Here is a 15835-nt window from a genome sequence, read left to right as displayed (position 1 = left end):
GCATTTCCCCCTAATGTTTAATATGAGCACTTAAACTTATTGGATCTATTTTGACAAATTCTTTTGATTCCACAACATGTGTGTAACTCATCTGTGCGCCAGGGAATTCTTTCATCTTCCAGCCTTCCATGTTTTTATTCCCACCATATACTGGATCAGAGAAACATCCTTCAAGTGTTAATTGTCTAAGTAATGCAAAGAACGATGAAGACGAAGTAAGTTCCATTTCAATGCTACCGCTTTCAAAATCTCGTAGAATTGCAATTTGTTGTTCTTCGTTTAAACCGTTAAATGCCGTACTATGTTTTTCTTGACTAACCTCATTTAATTTTCTAACGCCTTGAAGCACAATTTCACTTCTAGTAAGTGGTGACTCACCTGGTTTAAATGGTCTAACCATATAATCATCTGCATTTCTTCCCCAAGGAGACGCTAGTTGTTTATCGATGAAGAATGGTGCTCCGAGTTTAATTGCACCAGGTCCGTGTTCATCTTCAGGATAAATTACTTCTGTTGCCGCGCTTAAAGCTAGAAAATCCTCAACACGAGTAAAGTACTGTAGTGCATCTATATAATCTTGAGTTTCATGCGTTTCGTGTTGAGTTTCTTCACCGGCAACTGGCACTTCAACCTCCACAGGTACCTCAACTTCCACTTCTTTTGTTACCGTTTCCGTTTTACTTAAGAACGTACCCCCTAAAGCTCCCCCCAGAACGAGACCACCAACTGTTAAACCAGAATTTTTAAGGAATTCCCTTCTGCTCGTAGGTTTCTCCAAGATTGGATCCTTTTTTTGTTCTTCAGACATACATGTCCCCCCTCTGTTTAATAAAAAACACAACAATTCCTCCGACTAGTGAGTTGCAAGTGGGAAGATTGCTGCGAAATTGTAAGCGATTGAGTATACGAATGTGAAAAGTAGTGTAAAGGAAACAAATACTATGCTTTTTTTCCCTAACCAAAGATACACAATGATTGCAAGACCTAGACCAAAGCCTAAAACCGAATACCAAGGAAATACACTTTGCGTTAAATAGGTGACATGAGCAAAAATAGCCAATAGAAAAATACTCGACAAAGCTTGTAGGACGGCACTTAATTCTTCTTTTCCATGTTGAGTCACTTCATTTCTCCTTTCACGCTTTAGTTAAATGAAATCTCCAATTTAATTAATAGTTTAGTAACCAATGAACATATATATGACTTAAAAATTAAAAAATAAATTGTAAATTTGTATCCAATGTATGAATATAAAAGCGCTTTCATTCATTTAATGGAATATAATATATTCATTTTTCCTAAGTGTCGATAATACTATTTCCTTAAAGCGGGTGATAGAAAATGAAGCAAAGAAGAGAGCAAACCGTTATTGAACATCTTGAGGAGTTAAGAAAAAGGTTAATTATTATCTTTATTACTTTTGTCTTCACGATTGCAATAGGCTTTTGGTATGCGCCAAAACTATTAAATATATTGAAACAGCAACCATCAGCCCAGGGGGTAGATTGGAATTTATTTAGCTATACTGATGGCATTTTAATTTACTTGAAGTGTGCCTTTATACTAGCCCTTCTGTTTACGTTACCAATTGCATTACTTCAAATCTGGTTATTTGTTAAGCCAGGTTTAACTGAACATGAAGCAAAAGGTACAATCTTTTTTGTACCAGTTTCTTTCTTACTATTTTTAATAGGACTAGGGTTTAGTTATTTTATCTTATTTCCACTAATGCTAGATTTTTTATCTTCAATTAATACTTCCATTGGGGCAACGGAGACATATGGGATTAATCAATATTTCACTCTGTTGTTCAATTTAACGATCCCTATAGGGGTTGTCTTTGAATTGCCGGTAGTTATTTTGTTTTTAACAAACCTAGGAATTGTGACACCTACAAAGTTACGTAAGATGAGAAAAGTTGCTTATTTCATATTAATTGTCGTAGGTGTTTCTATATCACCACCTGATTTTATCTCAGACTTTTTAATTATCATTCCTTTATTGTTATTGTTTGAACTTAGTATTTTGGTTTCAAGTTGGTCTATAAAAAGACAACGTGCAAAAGAGATGAGTAAGGAAGTTGTAAATAACGGGTAATAAAGCATTTTAATATAAATTTAAGGGGGAATTATAATGCCAAATATCGGGATATCGGGGTTAATTATTATATTGGTTATTGCTCTAATTATTTTTGGACCAAAAAAGCTACCACAATTAGGAAGGGCAGTTGGGGAAACATTAAGGGAGTTCAAATCCTCAACAAAAAATATTGTAGATGATGTGGCTGATGATTTTAAGATTGAGGATTCAAAAGAATCCAAAAATGAGAAAACGACAAATATAAACTAAGTTTAATAGAAGAAAGCAAAATAGTGCCGAGTGTAATAGACACTCTAGGCACTATTTTGCATTTTGCTAGATTTATTTTATTTCGCTTGTACTAACAAGTCATCCTTCCCGGCAGTTCTTAAGAATGAAGTGGGAAGAGTACTCCGAAATTGTATGCGATTGAGTATACGAATGTAAAAAGTATTGTAAAGGAAATAAACGGAATAACCCTTTTCCTAAACAATAAATAAGCGACGATCGCAAGAATAATCCCAAAGACAAAAACAGAATACCATGGGAAAACACTTTGAGTTAAAAACATGACATGAGCAAAAATAGCCGTTAAAAGTATGCCCAGCAAAGCTTGGAAGACTAAGCTAAGCTCTTCTCTATAATGTTGATTCATACCATTTCACCCCTTATGCATTGTTCTATAGGTAACTCCAATCTAATTACTAGTTTAATAACTTGTAATAGGGAGCCCAACCCAAGTATACCAGATATTTTTAAAGTTGGAAGTTATACACCAAAACGGTGAGCAATCGTTCATAATTATGGAATCTTTAATATTAAAATTTTGTAAATCGTACCAGTTTGCTTGCTTATTCTGTTATTATCGTAACTAATATTCTTTTTAATATGGAGATGAGTATGAAAAAATTATCATTAAAAACACTATTTGAAATCTTATTTATTTCTACAAGACTTGGTTTAACATCCTTTGGAGGACCAACCGCTCACCTTGGGTATTTTCATGAGGAATATGTTCGTAGACGAAAATGGATTGATGAGAAAAGTTATGCAGAGTTAGTAGCTTTATGTCAGTTCTTACCTGGTCCTTCAAGTAGTCAAGTTGGGATTGGTATTGGCGTCGTTCGTGGAGGTATAATTGGTGGAATTATTTCCTTTTTAGGTTTTACAATGCCGTCTGTCATAGCATTAATCATTTTTGCGTTAGCGGTAGATGGTTTAAATCTAGGGGAAGCTGGCTGGATTCATGGTTTGAAATTAGTAGCTGTTGCGGTTGTGGCACACGCTATTTTAGGAATGGCTAAGAATTTAGCTCCTGATTTAACGAGAAAAGCCATTGTTTTATTTGGTCTTTCTGTAGCTTTGTTGTGGGGAACAGCCTATGCCCAAATAGGAATCATTTTATTTGCTGCTGTAATTGGATTTTTCATTTATCGTTCGAATCAAGAAAGCGGGGGGCCTTCGACGCATTTCCCAATTTCTAAAAGGTTCGGGGCAATTTGTCTTACATTGTTCTTTGGATTATTAATTGTCCTACCAGTTTTACGAGAAGTGACAAAGTTAGAATGGGTTGCGGTGTTTGATAGTGTATATCGCGCGGGTTCTTTAGTATTTGGTGGTGGACATGTCGTATTACCATTACTAGAAAGCGAATTTGTTCCATCGGGTTGGGTGAGTGAAGAAGCGTTTCTTGCAGGATATGGTGTAACACAAGCTGTACCTGGACCATTATTTACATTTGCCGCTTACTTAGGCGCTGTTATGAATGGATGGGTTGGAGGTTTACTTGCTACCTTAGCGATCTTCTTACCAGCATTTTTATTGGTGTTTGGTGCTCTACCATTCTGGAATCAACTACGTCAAAATAACAAAATTAAAGGGGCATTCATTGGCGTCAATGCAGCAGTAGTAGGGATCTTAATTGCCGCATTTTATAAGCCAATCTTTACGACTTCTGTCATAGCTCCAGTGGATTTTGCGTTTGCCGCGATTTTATTTAGCATGCTTCAGTTTTGGAAATGCCCACCTTGGATTGTTGTGGTCACTGGAGTTGTCGGTGGTGTGGTTTTACAAGGAGTTAATTTCTAAGATAAAGGACGATTGCGTTTTAGAGTTCATATAGGCGGATGAAGGACATTTGAAGGTGGAAATTAGTTTGAAATGTCGTTCATAAGGCGGATGAAGGACATTTGAGGGCAGAAATCGGTTTGAAATGTCGTTCATAAGGCGGATGAAGGACATTTTAATGTGATGTTCCGTCTGTGAGGTCTTTTACAGCCTCTTTAAAGGACAAAATTCGAAGGACATGCGAATGAATTGTCTTTTATAGACCATCTAAAGGACAAAACTTGAAGAAAATGAGGTGGAACTGTCCTTTATAGGCCCTCTAAAAGACAAAACTCAAGGGAAATCCAACCGCTGAATTATCTTTTGTAGCCATTAAAAAAATGACTCAAGCGTGTACTGCGCTTGAGTCATTTCTGCTTAAATCCCTCTTATCGTCCTTGCCAAATATGATAAAGATTATTATTTTGTCCTCTTGCGAAAACGTCTGTACGGTTAGGTCCCCACGATACAGCGGCAGGAGCGCTTGTTAAGTTTCCGCCAAGGTTTTCCCAATCACTCCAACGGGATCCGTTCCACGCTCTTCTATAAAGTCTATTGCCTGTGCCTCTTACAAATACTTCTAAACGGTTTGCTCGTTTTGATGAGACAGTAGGTGCACTTGTAAGTGTGCCACCAAGGTTTTCCCAATCGCTCCAATTGCGTCCGTCCCACCATTTATGAATGAGATTATTGTTTTGTCCTCTTGCGAACACATCTATACGGTTAGGTCCCCAGGATACAGCAGCAGGTTCTGAGTTTAAGTTTCCTCCAAGATCCACCCAATCCGTCCAACGAGATCCATCCCAAGTTTTTTGGTAAAGTCGATTATTATTGCCTCGAACAAACACATCTAACTGATTGGAACGGCGTGAAGATGCCGCTGGTCCACTAGTTAGTACACCGCCAAGGTTTTCCCAATCATTCCATCGACTACCGTCCCACCACTTGTGGTAAAGAGCATTGTCAGTTCCTCTTACAAATACATCAATTCGATTAGGTCCCCACGAAACTGCTCCAGGCGGGCTTGTTAAAACACCACCAAGACTTTCCCAATCGCTCCATGAACGTCCATCCCACCATTTATGGTAAAGAGCATTGTCGGTTCCTCTCGCAAATACATCTAAACGATTTTGTTGCCAAGATGAAACTGTAGGAGCACTTGTTAATACTCCACCGAGGTTTTCCCATTCTGACCAATCATTATCTGGGCGAGGCCCTGGTCCCGGTCCAGGACCAGGTTGCCCTCTTCTAATTTCATTCAATGTAATTTCTATCACTCTTGTTAATATACGATCAATTGTTTCTAATGGAAGATTTAATGATTCAATCAGTATATTGATCCAAGGAGTGTCTCTTTGGAATAATCGGTAAATTTGACTCGCAGATTGGTTTGTATTTGCCTGGTTAATTGTATAGTTTACAACAAAGAAGAATAGCGCATCTGTCAATTGTCTGCTTACGCCTGCACGTTCCATTTGAGAATATAAATTACTATGTTCGGAACGAAGTGTTTGCAACACTTGTTGAACAGTTGGTCGTCTTGTTTGTTGAACATACATTGGTTGATTCACTTGCTCATAATAATTCACTGGAACTTGATTGTATTGATCATAATAATTAACCGGAATTTGATTCATTTGTGCATAGTAATTCGTTGGAACTTGGTTCGCTGGATAGTAACCAGGAACAGTTCCACCATAGTAATATGGATAACCATTATTCATGTACATTCGCCCATATGCCTCCGTTTTTCTTTTTAATGTATGCAAATGTACTAGGTTGATAGGGGCAAACGCCCTTATTGATTTTTTGAATTACAGTAAAAAAATGGTTTTCTATTACTTTGAAAACATTCACAATAGTATTGTAGGGTAAAGGGAATGTAAAAAGGGGGATATCAAATTGAATTATGAAGACATTCAGAAGGATTTATCAGTAAGAACGAAAAAAGGCGTGTCAATGTATTATGTAGGAACCGTTTATTGGTTATTGTTAGGTATCATTGGATTTATTCAGATGCATCCAAAATTATTAGGTTTAATCTATTTAATTGGCGCAGGTATGATTTTCCCTTTAGGAATACTTGTTTCTAAGGTAATGAAAATTGATTTATTCGCAAATAACAATCCGTTGTCTACACTAAGTGGAGTGCTAGGTGGAATGCAAGTATTATTTGCACCGATTCTAATCATTATTTTTATGGAAAAAGTCGAGTGGCTACCATTTTTTGTTGCAGTATTAACCGGAGCACATTTTCTTCCATTTGCTATTCTATATAAAAGTAATGCCATTTTCTTCTTAACATTCGGTGTTGTAGGCTTCGCATCGATTGTTGGATTTTTCTTTATGGAATCCGTTTATCTAATTCTTCCATTTGGCTTAAGTGTCATCTATTTAATAACAACTTTATTAGTTAACGGGGAATTAAAGAAAATGAAATCGGTTTAATATTGACTACTATAAAAGTCATTCACAAACAGGAGGTCAAAGATGGAAAAAACAATTGTAGAAAAATTAAACTTACAGAAATACAAATCAGTGGCAGTACTTAATCTTCCTGATGGTGCTGATTATTTCAAGCAATTATCAAACTTTACTACGAAAATAGAAGACAATGAAAAATATGATTTAATATTTACATTTGCTTTAGATATTAAAGCAATGAAGGAAATCGTGTTTGAAGTGATTGAGAAAAGCCTCCTTTTACCAAAGGGGTATTTATTTATTGCTTATCCAAAGAAAGGGAATAAAGTCTATGATACTTTTATTCATCGAGATGAGATTTTCCCTTCTATTGGAGTGGACGAGGATGGGTACGTTGGGGATAGTACTATTAAGTTTGCACGTATGGTTGGACTAGACGAAGTATTTACGGTCGTTGGTTTAAAGGAAGATACAAAAGGAAAGGGTGTAACCTCAACGAAAGCGAGTCAATGTGTTGATGATTATATTGATATAATTCCACAAATAGAAAAGGACTTAGAAGACACACCAGATCTTTTAGCATTTTATAAAAGTTTAACACCTGGTTATCAAAAGGATTGGGCACGTTATGTATATAGCGCTAAACAAGAAGCAACAAAAGCCAAAAGACGTGAAGAAATGAAAAAGATCCTTAGTGAAGGATACAAAAGTAGAGATTTATATGTACGTAAGCAGTAGCAAGGTGCTCACCTTGCTTTTTTTAGTGTAGAAACAGTAAATTAAAAACTATTATTATTTCAAAAGCAGATTCTATAATTTATGAATAAATGCATATATTTTTCATATTTCTAAAAATACTGAAAAATCATACTTTACTAAAATTTGAATATGTTTTATTATTGTGGAAGTTACTACTTATAGCGAAGATATGAATCTGTAATATATTATCAGAATATTTTATATATTATAATAATTAATAAAATATTCTTTTGAGAAATATATTACTATTTTTATCTTCTGATAATGATAGGGGGAAATGTCATGAGAAAAAACAAACTGAAAAGATTTGCTTCGATTTTCTTAGCAACATCTTTAGTAGTTGGAGCTTTAGCAGGTTGTAGCTCTGGGGGGTCATCAGGAGGTTCATCAAGCTCTGATAATTCAGACGTAATTAAAATCGGAGCTAACTTGGAGCTAACTGGACAAGTAGCTTCATACGGATCTTCAATTTTAGCGGGGGCGGAATTAGCGGTAGAAGAAATTAATGCAAACGGTGGTATTGACGGTAAGAAAATCGAATTGATTAAAGCCGATAACAAATCAGATAACGCTGAGGCAGCATCTTCTGCTATTAAACTAATTACACAAGATAAAGTTGTAGCAATGGTGGGACCTGCAACTTCAGGTAACATGCTTGCAACAGTTCAAACTGCAAATAAATATAAAGTTCCTGTTGTTACTGGTTCAGGTACAGCAGAAAACTTAACTGTAAATGATGACGGATCTATTAACGACTATATATTCCGTACATGCTTTATTGACCCATTCCAAGGTGTTTCTGCAGCAAACTTTGCAATTAATGAATTAGGGGCTAAAAATATTGCAATTTATGCAGATAACTCTTCGGACTATGCAAAAGGTTTAGCAAAATCATTTAAAGAGCAAGTTGAGAAAAATGGAGGAACTATTGTTACGGAAGAAGCTTATGTAGCTAAGGATGTAGACTTCAAATCAACTTTAACAAATATTAAATCGGAAAACCCAGACTTTATCTATATCCCAGGATATTACGAAGAAGTTGGGTTAATCGTTAAGCAAGCTCGTGAATTAGGTATTGATGTACCACTTATGGGTGCAGATGGTTGGGGAGCTCCAACGTTATTAGAGTTAGCTGGTGCAGAACCATTAAACAACACGTATTATACTGATGCATTCTCATTACAAGATCCAGATGAAATGATTCAAAACTTCATTAAAGCATTTGAAGATAAAAACGGTGAAAAACCAAACGGATTTAACGCTCTAGGCTATGACACAGTTTACTTTATCGCAGATGCGATTGAGAGAGCTGGTTCTACGGATGGAGAAGCAATTAAAAACGCTTTAGAATCAACAAAAGATTTCAAAGTTGTTACTGGTACTTTCTCAGTTGATGAAAAACACAACCCAATTAAATCAGCGACAATTATCGAATATGTGGACGGCGAACAAGTATTCAACTCTAAAGTTAATCCTTAATTTTAACTTCATTCAGACTAGTCTCAATTTCTATTACTATTTTCGGTGAGATAAGTGTATAAGATAAACAGTTTAGTGGAGAATTGAATGAAGTTAAAAGCCTTTGGCGAATGCCACAGATTTTATAAAGATAATTTTTCGAGCAATGCTTGAAAAAATCTGGTGCACATACGCCAAGGCGAATTTGATTGTTCAAAAGGGGGCGTGCCGAGCCTCCTTTTTTTCCTTTCAAAGTTCAAAAGAAGTATTTCTATGAAACTATGAAAATAAAGGAGTGTGAAAATGATGGAATGGCTACAACAATTAGTGAATGGTGTTTCACTTGGGAGTATATATGCGTTAATCGCCTTAGGCTATACGATGGTATACGGAATTATAAAATTAATTAACTTTGCCCATGGTGACGTATTCATGTTAGGAGCATTTATCGGTTTCTATGCAGCAATTAGATGGGATATAGGGTTTATACCAGCGCTAATACTTGCTATGGTCATTTGTTCAATTATTGGGGTTATTATTGAGCGTGTAGCTTACAAACGATTACGTGGTGCAACACGTATTGCAGCACTCATTACGGCAATTGGTGTTTCATTATTCATTGAATATACGGTAATTTTCTTCCGTGGTGCAAAGCCGGAAGCGTATCCAGAATTATTAAAAGAAAGTTATATCGATTTATTTGGTGCAAGTATTAGCTCAAAATCTGTATTAATTATTGCGGTAACGATTGTCTTGATGCTTCTTCTACAATTTATCGTTCATAAAACGAAAATCGGAAAAGCGATGCGTGCTGTATCTCATGATGCAGATGCTGCAAGATTAATGGGAATAAACGTTGATAACACAATTTCTGCAACATTCGCTATCGGATCTGCATTAGCAGGGGCAGCAGGCGTTATCTTTGGTGTTTACTATACAAGAATTGACCCGTTAATGGGTGTGTTACCAGGACTAAAAGCATTCATTGCCGCTGTTCTAGGTGGTATTGGAAGTATTCCGGGAGCAGCTGTAGGTGGTTATGTTCTTGGAGTCGTTGAGACAATTGTAAGTGCAGTCGGTTTTTCGTTATGGCGAGATGCAGCAGCATTTGTCATCTTAATTTTAATTTTAATCTTAAGACCAGCGGGAATCTTCGGTAAAAATGCCCGTGAGAAAGTGTAGGTGAGAAGCAAATGAAAAAATCTAAAGCTTTCTTTGGTTATAGTATATTAGCTCTAGTAATTTATGTAGTGGTACAAGTATTGCTAACAACAGGAATGCTTGATGCGTACTATGAAAATATTCTTATTACGATGTGTATCCATATAATGCTTGCTGTAAGTTTACATCTTGTTATTGGTATAACGGGTCAATTCTCAATTGGACATGCTGGATTTATGGCCGTTGGTGCTTACGTGAGTGCTATTGCAACGATGAATTTCGGATTACCTTTTCCAATTGCAATCTTAATAGGTGCGATATTTGCAGGATTAGCTGGACTTCTCGTAGGGGTTCCGACGCTAAGACTTAAGGGAGATTACTTAGCAATTGCGACATTAGGATTTGCTGAAATTATTCGTATTGTCTTTATTAACCTAGATTATGTAGGCGGTGCGGCTGGAATAGTTATTAACCAGATGACGAATTGGACTTACGCCTTTTTCGGTGTAGTTATAACAATACTTGTCATTTCTAATTTTACAAATTCTCGTCACGGACGTGGATGTATATCTATTCGAGAAGACGAAGTTGCGGCAGATGCGATGGGTATTAATACAACTTATTATAAGGTAGTTGCGTTCGTTATAGGTTCGGCTTTTGCTGGGGTTGCTGGGGCAATTTACTCTCACCAATTCTTCTTTATCCAACCAACAGCGTTTAACTTCTTAAAATCCTTTGATATTTTGATTTTCGTTGTACTAGGTGGTTTAGGAAGTCTTTCTGGATCGGTGATTGCAGCCATTTTATTAACGGTAGTATCGTTCTACTTACAAAACTTCCCAGAGACTCGAATGATTATTTATTCGGCAGTATTAATTATTATCATGCTTTACCGTCCAACAGGATTATTAGGAACGAAAGAAGTGACTCAACTATTCAAGTTTGGTAAAAGAGGGGGTTCTAGCGCATGACAAACCTTCTAATTAAAGCAGACAATGTCGGTATCCAATTCGGTGGATTAAAAGCCGTACAAGGTTTCGATATGTATTTAAATCAAGGAGAGTTAGTTGGGCTAATTGGTCCTAATGGGGCGGGTAAAACAACGACTTTTAATATGTTAACAGGTGTATATCAACCTACTGAGGGGTCTATTACGTTCGATGGTAAAAATCTAAAAGGGCTTCAGCCATACCAAGTAACGAAGCTAGGGATTAGCCGTACCTTCCAAAACATCCGTCTATTTAAAGACATGACGGTGTTAGATAATGTAAAAGTAGCAAACCACAATGTTGCAAAGCATTCAATCATTTCTTCTATTTTCCGTTTACCTAGTCATTTTAAAGGGGAAGCGGATATGGATACTCAATCAATTGAATTTTTAAAGATTTTCGGACTGGATAAATATAAAGATGAGGTGGCAAAAAATCTTCCTTACGGGATGCAACGTCGTCTTGAAATTGCGCGGGCTCTAGCTGCAAAACCGAAACTTTTATTGTTGGACGAGCCTGCAGCAGGGATGAACCCACAAGAAACTCAAGATTTAATGGACCTTATTGCATTTATTCGAGAGGAATTTGACTTAACAATTTTGTTAATTGAACATGATATGCATTTAGTAATGGGAATTTGCGAAAGAATTTATGTTTTAGATCACGGACAACTTATTGCAGATGGCCTACCTGAAGAAATTCGAAGCAATCCAAAGGTTATTGAAGCTTACCTTGGTGAGGAGGTTGTTGAAGATGTTAAAAGTTAATAACATCGATGTATTTTATGGCAATATCCATGCCTTAAAAGGGGTCTCCTTAGAGGTAAATGAAGGTGAAATTGTTACGTTAATAGGTGCGAATGGAGCAGGAAAATCCACGTTACTAAAAACGTTATCTGGTTTATTAAAACCAAAAAATGGAGAGATCACTTATCAAACGAAACAAATTGGCGGAAAGCAAGCTCAAATGATTGTGAAAAGTGGGATTTCCCATGTTCCTGAAGGACGACGTGTATTTGCAAACATGTCAGTTGAGGAAAATCTAGAGTTAGGTGCTTATTTAAGAAAAGATCGTGAAGGAATAAAAAAAGATTTAGAAAATGTTTTTGAGCTTTTCCCAAGACTTTACGAGCGTCGTAAACAGCAATCGGGTACGCTTTCTGGTGGTGAACAGCAAATGCTAGCAATGGGCCGTGCCTTAATGGCCAAGCCTAAATTACTGTTGTTGGATGAGCCATCAATGGGGTTAGCACCTTTAATCGTAAAGCAAATCTTTGAGATTATTAAAATGGTGAATTCTCAAGGGACGACGGTTTTATTGGTCGAGCAAAATGCGAACATGGCATTGTCCATTGCCAATCGCGCTTATGTTATTGAGACAGGAAAAATAGTGCTGAGTGGTACTGCGAAAGAACTTCAAGAAAGTGAAAAGGTGAAAGAGGCTTATCTTGGAGGAGTGTAAAATTAGAAAGCGATGCTTAAGTCTGGGGGACTTGTGCATCGCTTTTATGCAGTGCAGTTTGCGTGACATTTTTCTATGGGATCAGTGAATTTTGTCATACATAATCAGTTTGCGTGACATTTTTTTTTGGAATCAGTGAATGTTGTCACGCATAATCAGTTTGCATGACACTTTTCTTTGGGATCAGTGAATGTTGTCACGCATAATCCGTTTGCATGACACTTTTCTTTGGAATCAGTGAATGTTGTCACGCATAATCAGTTTGCATGACACTTTTCTTTGGGATCAGTGAATGTTGTCACGCATAATCAGTTTGCATGACACTTTGTCCTGGAACCAGTAAATCTTGTCACGTATAATCAGTTTGCATGACACTTTTCTTTGGAATCAGTGAATCTTGTCACGCATAATCCGTTTGCATGACACTTTTCTTTGGAATCAGTGAATGTTGTCACGCATAATCCGTTTGCATGACACTTTTCTTTGGAATCGGTGAATCTTGTCACGCATAATTCGTTTGCGTGACACTTTTCCGGAGATTCCCGAAATTCTGTCCAATAAATCGATTCTACGAGACACTTTTCTAGGGTTTCCCGAAATTCTGTCCAGTAAATCGATTCTACGAGACACTTTTCCGGAGATTCCCGAAATTCTGTCCAATAAATCGATTCTACGAGACACTTTTCTAGGGTTTCCCGAAATTCTGTCCAGTAAATCGATTCTACGAGACACTTTTCCGGAGATTCCCGAAATTCTGTCCAATAAATCAATTCTACGAGACACTTTTCCTAGGTTTCCTGATAATTTGTCTCGTATAACCATTGTTTATTTTCTAAATCTAGTAAATACCTCTTAATTTACTTCTTCGGTTTATAATTCAACAACCCAAACAATTCCGTACGCTCTTTATCCGTTAAGTCTCGCCATTGCCCCACTTTTAAATTGCCAATATGGATATTCATAATTCGGATTCTTTGTAACCTTTTCACACTATATCCTAAAGCAGAACACATTCGGCGGATTTGACGATTCAGTCCTTGTTCTAAAATGATTTTGAACACATGTGAAGAAACTTTCTCTACTCTACAAGGCAAAGTTTTAGTATCTAAAATCTCTACACCCGAAGACATTCTCTTTAAAAATGAATCTGTAATGGGTTTATCCACTTGTACTACATACTCTTTTTCATGATGGTTTTCAGCACGCAAAATTTCATTGACGATATCTCCATCGTTCGTAAGCAATAACAACCCTTCTGAGTCTTTATCCAATCGACCGATATGGAAAATTCGTTTTTCATGGCCAACAAAATCTACAACGTTTCCTTTTATATGTTTTTCAGTAGTACTTGTAATGCCAACCGGTTTATTCAACACAATGTAAACAAGTTGTTCTTCTTTTTTAACGGGTTTACCGTCTACGCAAACGGTATCTCCGTCTTCAACTTGACTACCAACTGTCGCAAGCTGACCATTAATCGTTACTTTTCCTTCTTCAATTAATTTATCTGCGCCTCTTCTTGAGACAATTCCAGTTTCGCTTAAATATTTATTGATTCTCATAAAATCTCCTATAGGGGTATTTAAAATTAAGTATGGATCAGAATATCCTTTACTAACCATTGTTAACAGGTTCTACATTAATATAAACCATTTTACATTAATCCTATGAACTTTCTTCTCTTTTTGTCGAAAAGTTTTCTAAGAAAAATAGTAATTTTTAGATATATTCTAGCAACTTTCAAAATATATATATATAAATACCTTTTACATAGCTTGGGGAAGTTTGAGTACTGAATGCATGCTAAAAGGTGTTAGAAAGAATTTGTAAAGGGGAGATTATTTTAATGTCAGTACTAACAATGGCTTATGCTTTTCCTAACACAGAAGGCGCAGTAGTAAACTTCAAAGAAAAGTATGACAACTATATTGGAGGGCAGTGGACTCCGCCTGTTAATGGGGAGTACTTTGATAATGTGACACCTGTTACTGGGAAGGTGTACACAAAGGTTGCACGTTCGACTGCAGAAGATATTGAACTAGCAATCGACGCTGCTCATGCTGCAAAAGAATCTTGGGGGAAAACTTCACCAGCAGAAAGAGCTGTTATTTTAAATAAAATTGCGGACCGCATTGAAGAAAACTTAGAATTGTTAGCAGTTGCTGAAACTTGGGAAAATGGTAAAGCAGTTCGCGAAACATTGAACGCAGACCTTCCATTAGCAATTGACCATTTCCGTTACTTTGCAGGAGCAGTTCGTGCGCAAGAAGGTGGCGTTAGCCAAATCGATAACGATACAGTTGCATACCATTTCCATGAGCCGATTGGGGTGGTTGGACAAATTATCCCTTGGAACTTCCCACTATTAATGGCTGTTTGGAAATTAGCACCAGCATTAGCTGCAGGTAACTGTGTTGTTTTAAAACCAGCTGAGCAAACTCCTACATCTATTTTAGTATTAATGGAGTTAATCGAAGACTTATTACCACCAGGTGTTGTTAATATCGTGAATGGATTTGGTTTAGAAGCAGGTAAACCATTAGCTTCAAACCCACGTATCGGTAAAATTGCATTCACTGGTGAAACAACTACTGGTCGCTTAATTATGCAATACGCATCTCAAAACATTATCCCTGTAACATTAGAACTTGGTGGTAAATCACCAAATATTTTCTTTGAAGATGTAATGGATGCAGACGATGAGTTTTTAGATAAGGCAATTGAAGGGTTTGTATTATTTGCTCTTAACCAAGGGGAAGTATGTACATGTCCATCACGTGCATTAATCCAAGAATCTATCTATGAAAAGTTTATGGAGCGTGCTCTAAAGCGCGTTGAAGCAATTAAAACAGGTAACCCTCTTGATCCAACTGTAATGATGGGTGCTCAAGCATCTACCGAGCAAATGGAGAAAATCCTATCTTACTTAGATATCGGTAAACAAGAAGGAGCAGAATGTTTAATTGGTGGAGAGCGCAACCAATTAGAAGGCGATTTAAAAGATGGTTTCTACATTAAGCCAACAGTATTCAAAGGCGATAATAGTATGCGTATTTTCCAAGAAGAAATCTTTGGTCCAGTAGTGGCTGTTACTACTTTCAAAACGAAAGAAGAAGCACTTGAAATCGCAAACGATACGTTATACGGCTTAGGTGCTGGTGTATGGACTCGCGATATTAATACAGCGTATCGCTTCGGTCGTGGCATTGAAGCTGGTCGTGTATGGACGAACTGTTACCATGCTTACCCTGCACATGCTGCATTCGGTGGATATAAGATGTCAGGTGTAGGTCGTGAAAACCACAAAATGATGTTAGAACACTATCAACAAACGAAAAACTTACTAATTAGCTACAGCCCAAATAAACTAGGTTTCTTCTAATAAAAAAAGGGGGCTA

General features: G+C 36.8%; 16 protein-coding genes. 11 read left to right on the top strand and 5 right to left on the bottom strand.

Annotated elements, in window-relative coordinates:
* Positions 1-10: 10 nt before the first annotated feature.
* Entirely contained in the window at positions 11-808 is a 798-nt protein-coding gene (locus CRO45_RS08975) for a gluconate 2-dehydrogenase subunit 3 family protein (protein ID WP_097149321.1), read from the bottom strand.
* Between the two features lie 45 nt (positions 809-853).
* The gene (locus tag CRO45_RS08970) at positions 854-1123 is read right to left on the bottom strand and encodes a hypothetical protein (RefSeq protein ID WP_097149320.1); all 270 of its coding nucleotides are present in this window, start codon (positions 1121-1123) and stop codon (positions 854-856) included.
* Between the two features lie 218 nt (positions 1124-1341).
* On the opposite strand from CRO45_RS08970, the gene tatC reads away from it, so the two are divergent.
* On the top strand, positions 1342-2097 hold the full coding sequence (gene tatC, locus CRO45_RS08965) for a twin-arginine translocase subunit TatC (protein ID WP_097149319.1): 756 nt from the start codon (positions 1342-1344) through the stop codon (positions 2095-2097).
* A gap of 33 nt (positions 2098-2130) precedes the next feature.
* Complete coding sequence (tatA, locus tag CRO45_RS08960; RefSeq protein WP_097149318.1) at positions 2131-2349, top strand: twin-arginine translocase TatA/TatE family subunit; 219 nt, start codon at positions 2131-2133, stop codon at positions 2347-2349.
* A 118-nt stretch (positions 2350-2467) separates the two neighbouring features.
* Here tatA and CRO45_RS08955 read toward each other — a convergent pair whose 3' ends face one another.
* Positions 2468-2734 (bottom strand): hypothetical protein, encoded by a 267-nt coding sequence (locus CRO45_RS08955; protein ID WP_097149317.1) that lies wholly within the window; start codon positions 2732-2734, stop codon positions 2468-2470.
* A gap of 245 nt (positions 2735-2979) precedes the next feature.
* On the opposite strand from CRO45_RS08955, the gene chrA reads away from it, so the two are divergent.
* A complete protein-coding gene (gene chrA, locus CRO45_RS08950; RefSeq protein ID WP_097149316.1) occupies positions 2980-4167 on the top strand; it encodes a chromate efflux transporter in 1188 nt (395 codons plus the stop codon).
* Positions 4168-4574: 407 nt separating this feature from the next.
* Here chrA and CRO45_RS08945 read toward each other — a convergent pair whose 3' ends face one another.
* Entirely contained in the window at positions 4575-5909 is a 1335-nt protein-coding gene (locus CRO45_RS08945) for a DUF346 domain-containing protein (protein ID WP_235864558.1), read from the bottom strand.
* A gap of 178 nt (positions 5910-6087) precedes the next feature.
* Between CRO45_RS08945 and CRO45_RS08940 the strand changes: the two genes are divergently transcribed.
* The 7 genes from CRO45_RS08940 to CRO45_RS08910 all read left to right on the top strand — a co-directional run bounded on the left by CRO45_RS08940 (position 6088) and on the right by CRO45_RS08910 (position 12437).
* Entirely contained in the window at positions 6088-6633 is a 546-nt protein-coding gene (locus CRO45_RS08940; RefSeq protein WP_097149314.1) for a DUF7010 family protein, read from the top strand.
* A 42-nt stretch (positions 6634-6675) separates the two neighbouring features.
* Positions 6676-7347 carry a YdeI/OmpD-associated family protein gene (locus tag CRO45_RS08935; RefSeq protein ID WP_097149313.1) on the top strand — a complete coding sequence of 224 codons (672 nt, stop codon included), beginning with the start codon at positions 6676-6678 and terminating at the stop codon, positions 7345-7347.
* A 303-nt stretch (positions 7348-7650) separates the two neighbouring features.
* On the top strand, positions 7651-8847 hold the full coding sequence (locus CRO45_RS08930) for an ABC transporter substrate-binding protein (RefSeq protein WP_097149312.1): 1197 nt from the start codon (positions 7651-7653) through the stop codon (positions 8845-8847).
* Between the two features lie 285 nt (positions 8848-9132).
* A complete protein-coding gene (locus CRO45_RS08925) occupies positions 9133-10008 on the top strand; it encodes a branched-chain amino acid ABC transporter permease (protein ID WP_097149404.1) in 876 nt (291 codons plus the stop codon).
* An 11-nt stretch (positions 10009-10019) separates the two neighbouring features.
* Positions 10020-10958, top strand: coding sequence for a branched-chain amino acid ABC transporter permease (locus tag CRO45_RS08920; protein ID WP_097149311.1), 939 nt, complete (start codon positions 10020-10022; stop codon positions 10956-10958).
* Entirely contained in the window at positions 10955-11743 is a 789-nt protein-coding gene (locus CRO45_RS08915) for an ABC transporter ATP-binding protein (RefSeq protein WP_097149310.1), read from the top strand. The genes CRO45_RS08920 and CRO45_RS08915 overlap by 4 nt, the downstream gene beginning before the upstream one ends.
* Positions 11730-12437, top strand: coding sequence for an ABC transporter ATP-binding protein (locus CRO45_RS08910; protein WP_097149309.1), 708 nt, complete (start codon positions 11730-11732; stop codon positions 12435-12437). Before CRO45_RS08915 ends, CRO45_RS08910 begins: the two co-directional genes overlap by 14 nt.
* Before the next feature lie 857 nt (positions 12438-13294).
* On the opposite strand, the gene rluF is transcribed toward CRO45_RS08910, so the two are convergent.
* Entirely contained in the window at positions 13295-13999 is a 705-nt protein-coding gene (gene rluF / locus CRO45_RS08905) for a 23S rRNA pseudouridine(2604) synthase RluF (RefSeq protein ID WP_097149308.1), read from the bottom strand.
* A 299-nt stretch (positions 14000-14298) separates the two neighbouring features.
* On the opposite strand from rluF, the gene adh reads away from it, so the two are divergent.
* Positions 14299-15819, top strand: a complete 1521-nt coding sequence (gene adh / locus CRO45_RS08900) for an aldehyde dehydrogenase (RefSeq protein ID WP_097149403.1) — start codon at positions 14299-14301, stop codon at positions 15817-15819.
* Positions 15820-15835 lie beyond the last annotated feature (16 nt).

Source organism: Ureibacillus acetophenoni, assembly GCF_900220965.1.
Taxonomy (GTDB): Bacteria; Bacillota; Bacilli; order Bacillales_A; family Planococcaceae; genus Ureibacillus; species Ureibacillus acetophenoni.
Note: the sequence above shows the minus strand (reverse complement) of the source record. Positions and strands in the feature narration are given on the sequence as shown.

Excerpts from the sequence above, each read along its gene's own strand:
- CRO45_RS08975 (WP_097149321.1), bottom strand. The coding sequence starts at position 808 with ATGTCTGAAGAACAAAAAAAGGATCCAATCTTGGAGAAACCTACGAGC.
- tatC (WP_097149319.1), top strand. The coding sequence starts at position 1,342 with ATGAAGCAAAGAAGAGAGCAAACCGTTATTGAACATCTTGAGGAGTTA.
- CRO45_RS08955 (WP_097149317.1), bottom strand. The coding sequence starts at position 2,734 with ATGAATCAACATTATAGAGAAGAGCTTAGCTTAGTCTTCCAAGCTTTG.
- chrA (WP_097149316.1), top strand. The coding sequence starts at position 2,980 with ATGAAAAAATTATCATTAAAAACACTATTTGAAATCTTATTTATTTCT.
- CRO45_RS08945 (WP_235864558.1), bottom strand. The coding sequence starts at position 5,909 with ATGAATAATGGTTATCCATATTACTATGGTGGAACTGTTCCTGGTTAC.
- CRO45_RS08935 (WP_097149313.1), top strand. The coding sequence starts at position 6,676 with ATGGAAAAAACAATTGTAGAAAAATTAAACTTACAGAAATACAAATCA.
- CRO45_RS08930 (WP_097149312.1), top strand. The coding sequence starts at position 7,651 with ATGAGAAAAAACAAACTGAAAAGATTTGCTTCGATTTTCTTAGCAACA.
- CRO45_RS08925 (WP_097149404.1), top strand. The coding sequence starts at position 9,133 with ATGGAATGGCTACAACAATTAGTGAATGGTGTTTCACTTGGGAGTATA.
- CRO45_RS08920 (WP_097149311.1), top strand. The coding sequence starts at position 10,020 with ATGAAAAAATCTAAAGCTTTCTTTGGTTATAGTATATTAGCTCTAGTA.
- CRO45_RS08915 (WP_097149310.1), top strand. The coding sequence starts at position 10,955 with ATGACAAACCTTCTAATTAAAGCAGACAATGTCGGTATCCAATTCGGT.
- CRO45_RS08910 (WP_097149309.1), top strand. The coding sequence starts at position 11,730 with ATGTTAAAAGTTAATAACATCGATGTATTTTATGGCAATATCCATGCC.
- rluF (WP_097149308.1), bottom strand. The coding sequence starts at position 13,999 with ATGAGAATCAATAAATATTTAAGCGAAACTGGAATTGTCTCAAGAAGA.
- adh (WP_097149403.1), top strand. The coding sequence starts at position 14,299 with ATGGCTTATGCTTTTCCTAACACAGAAGGCGCAGTAGTAAACTTCAAA.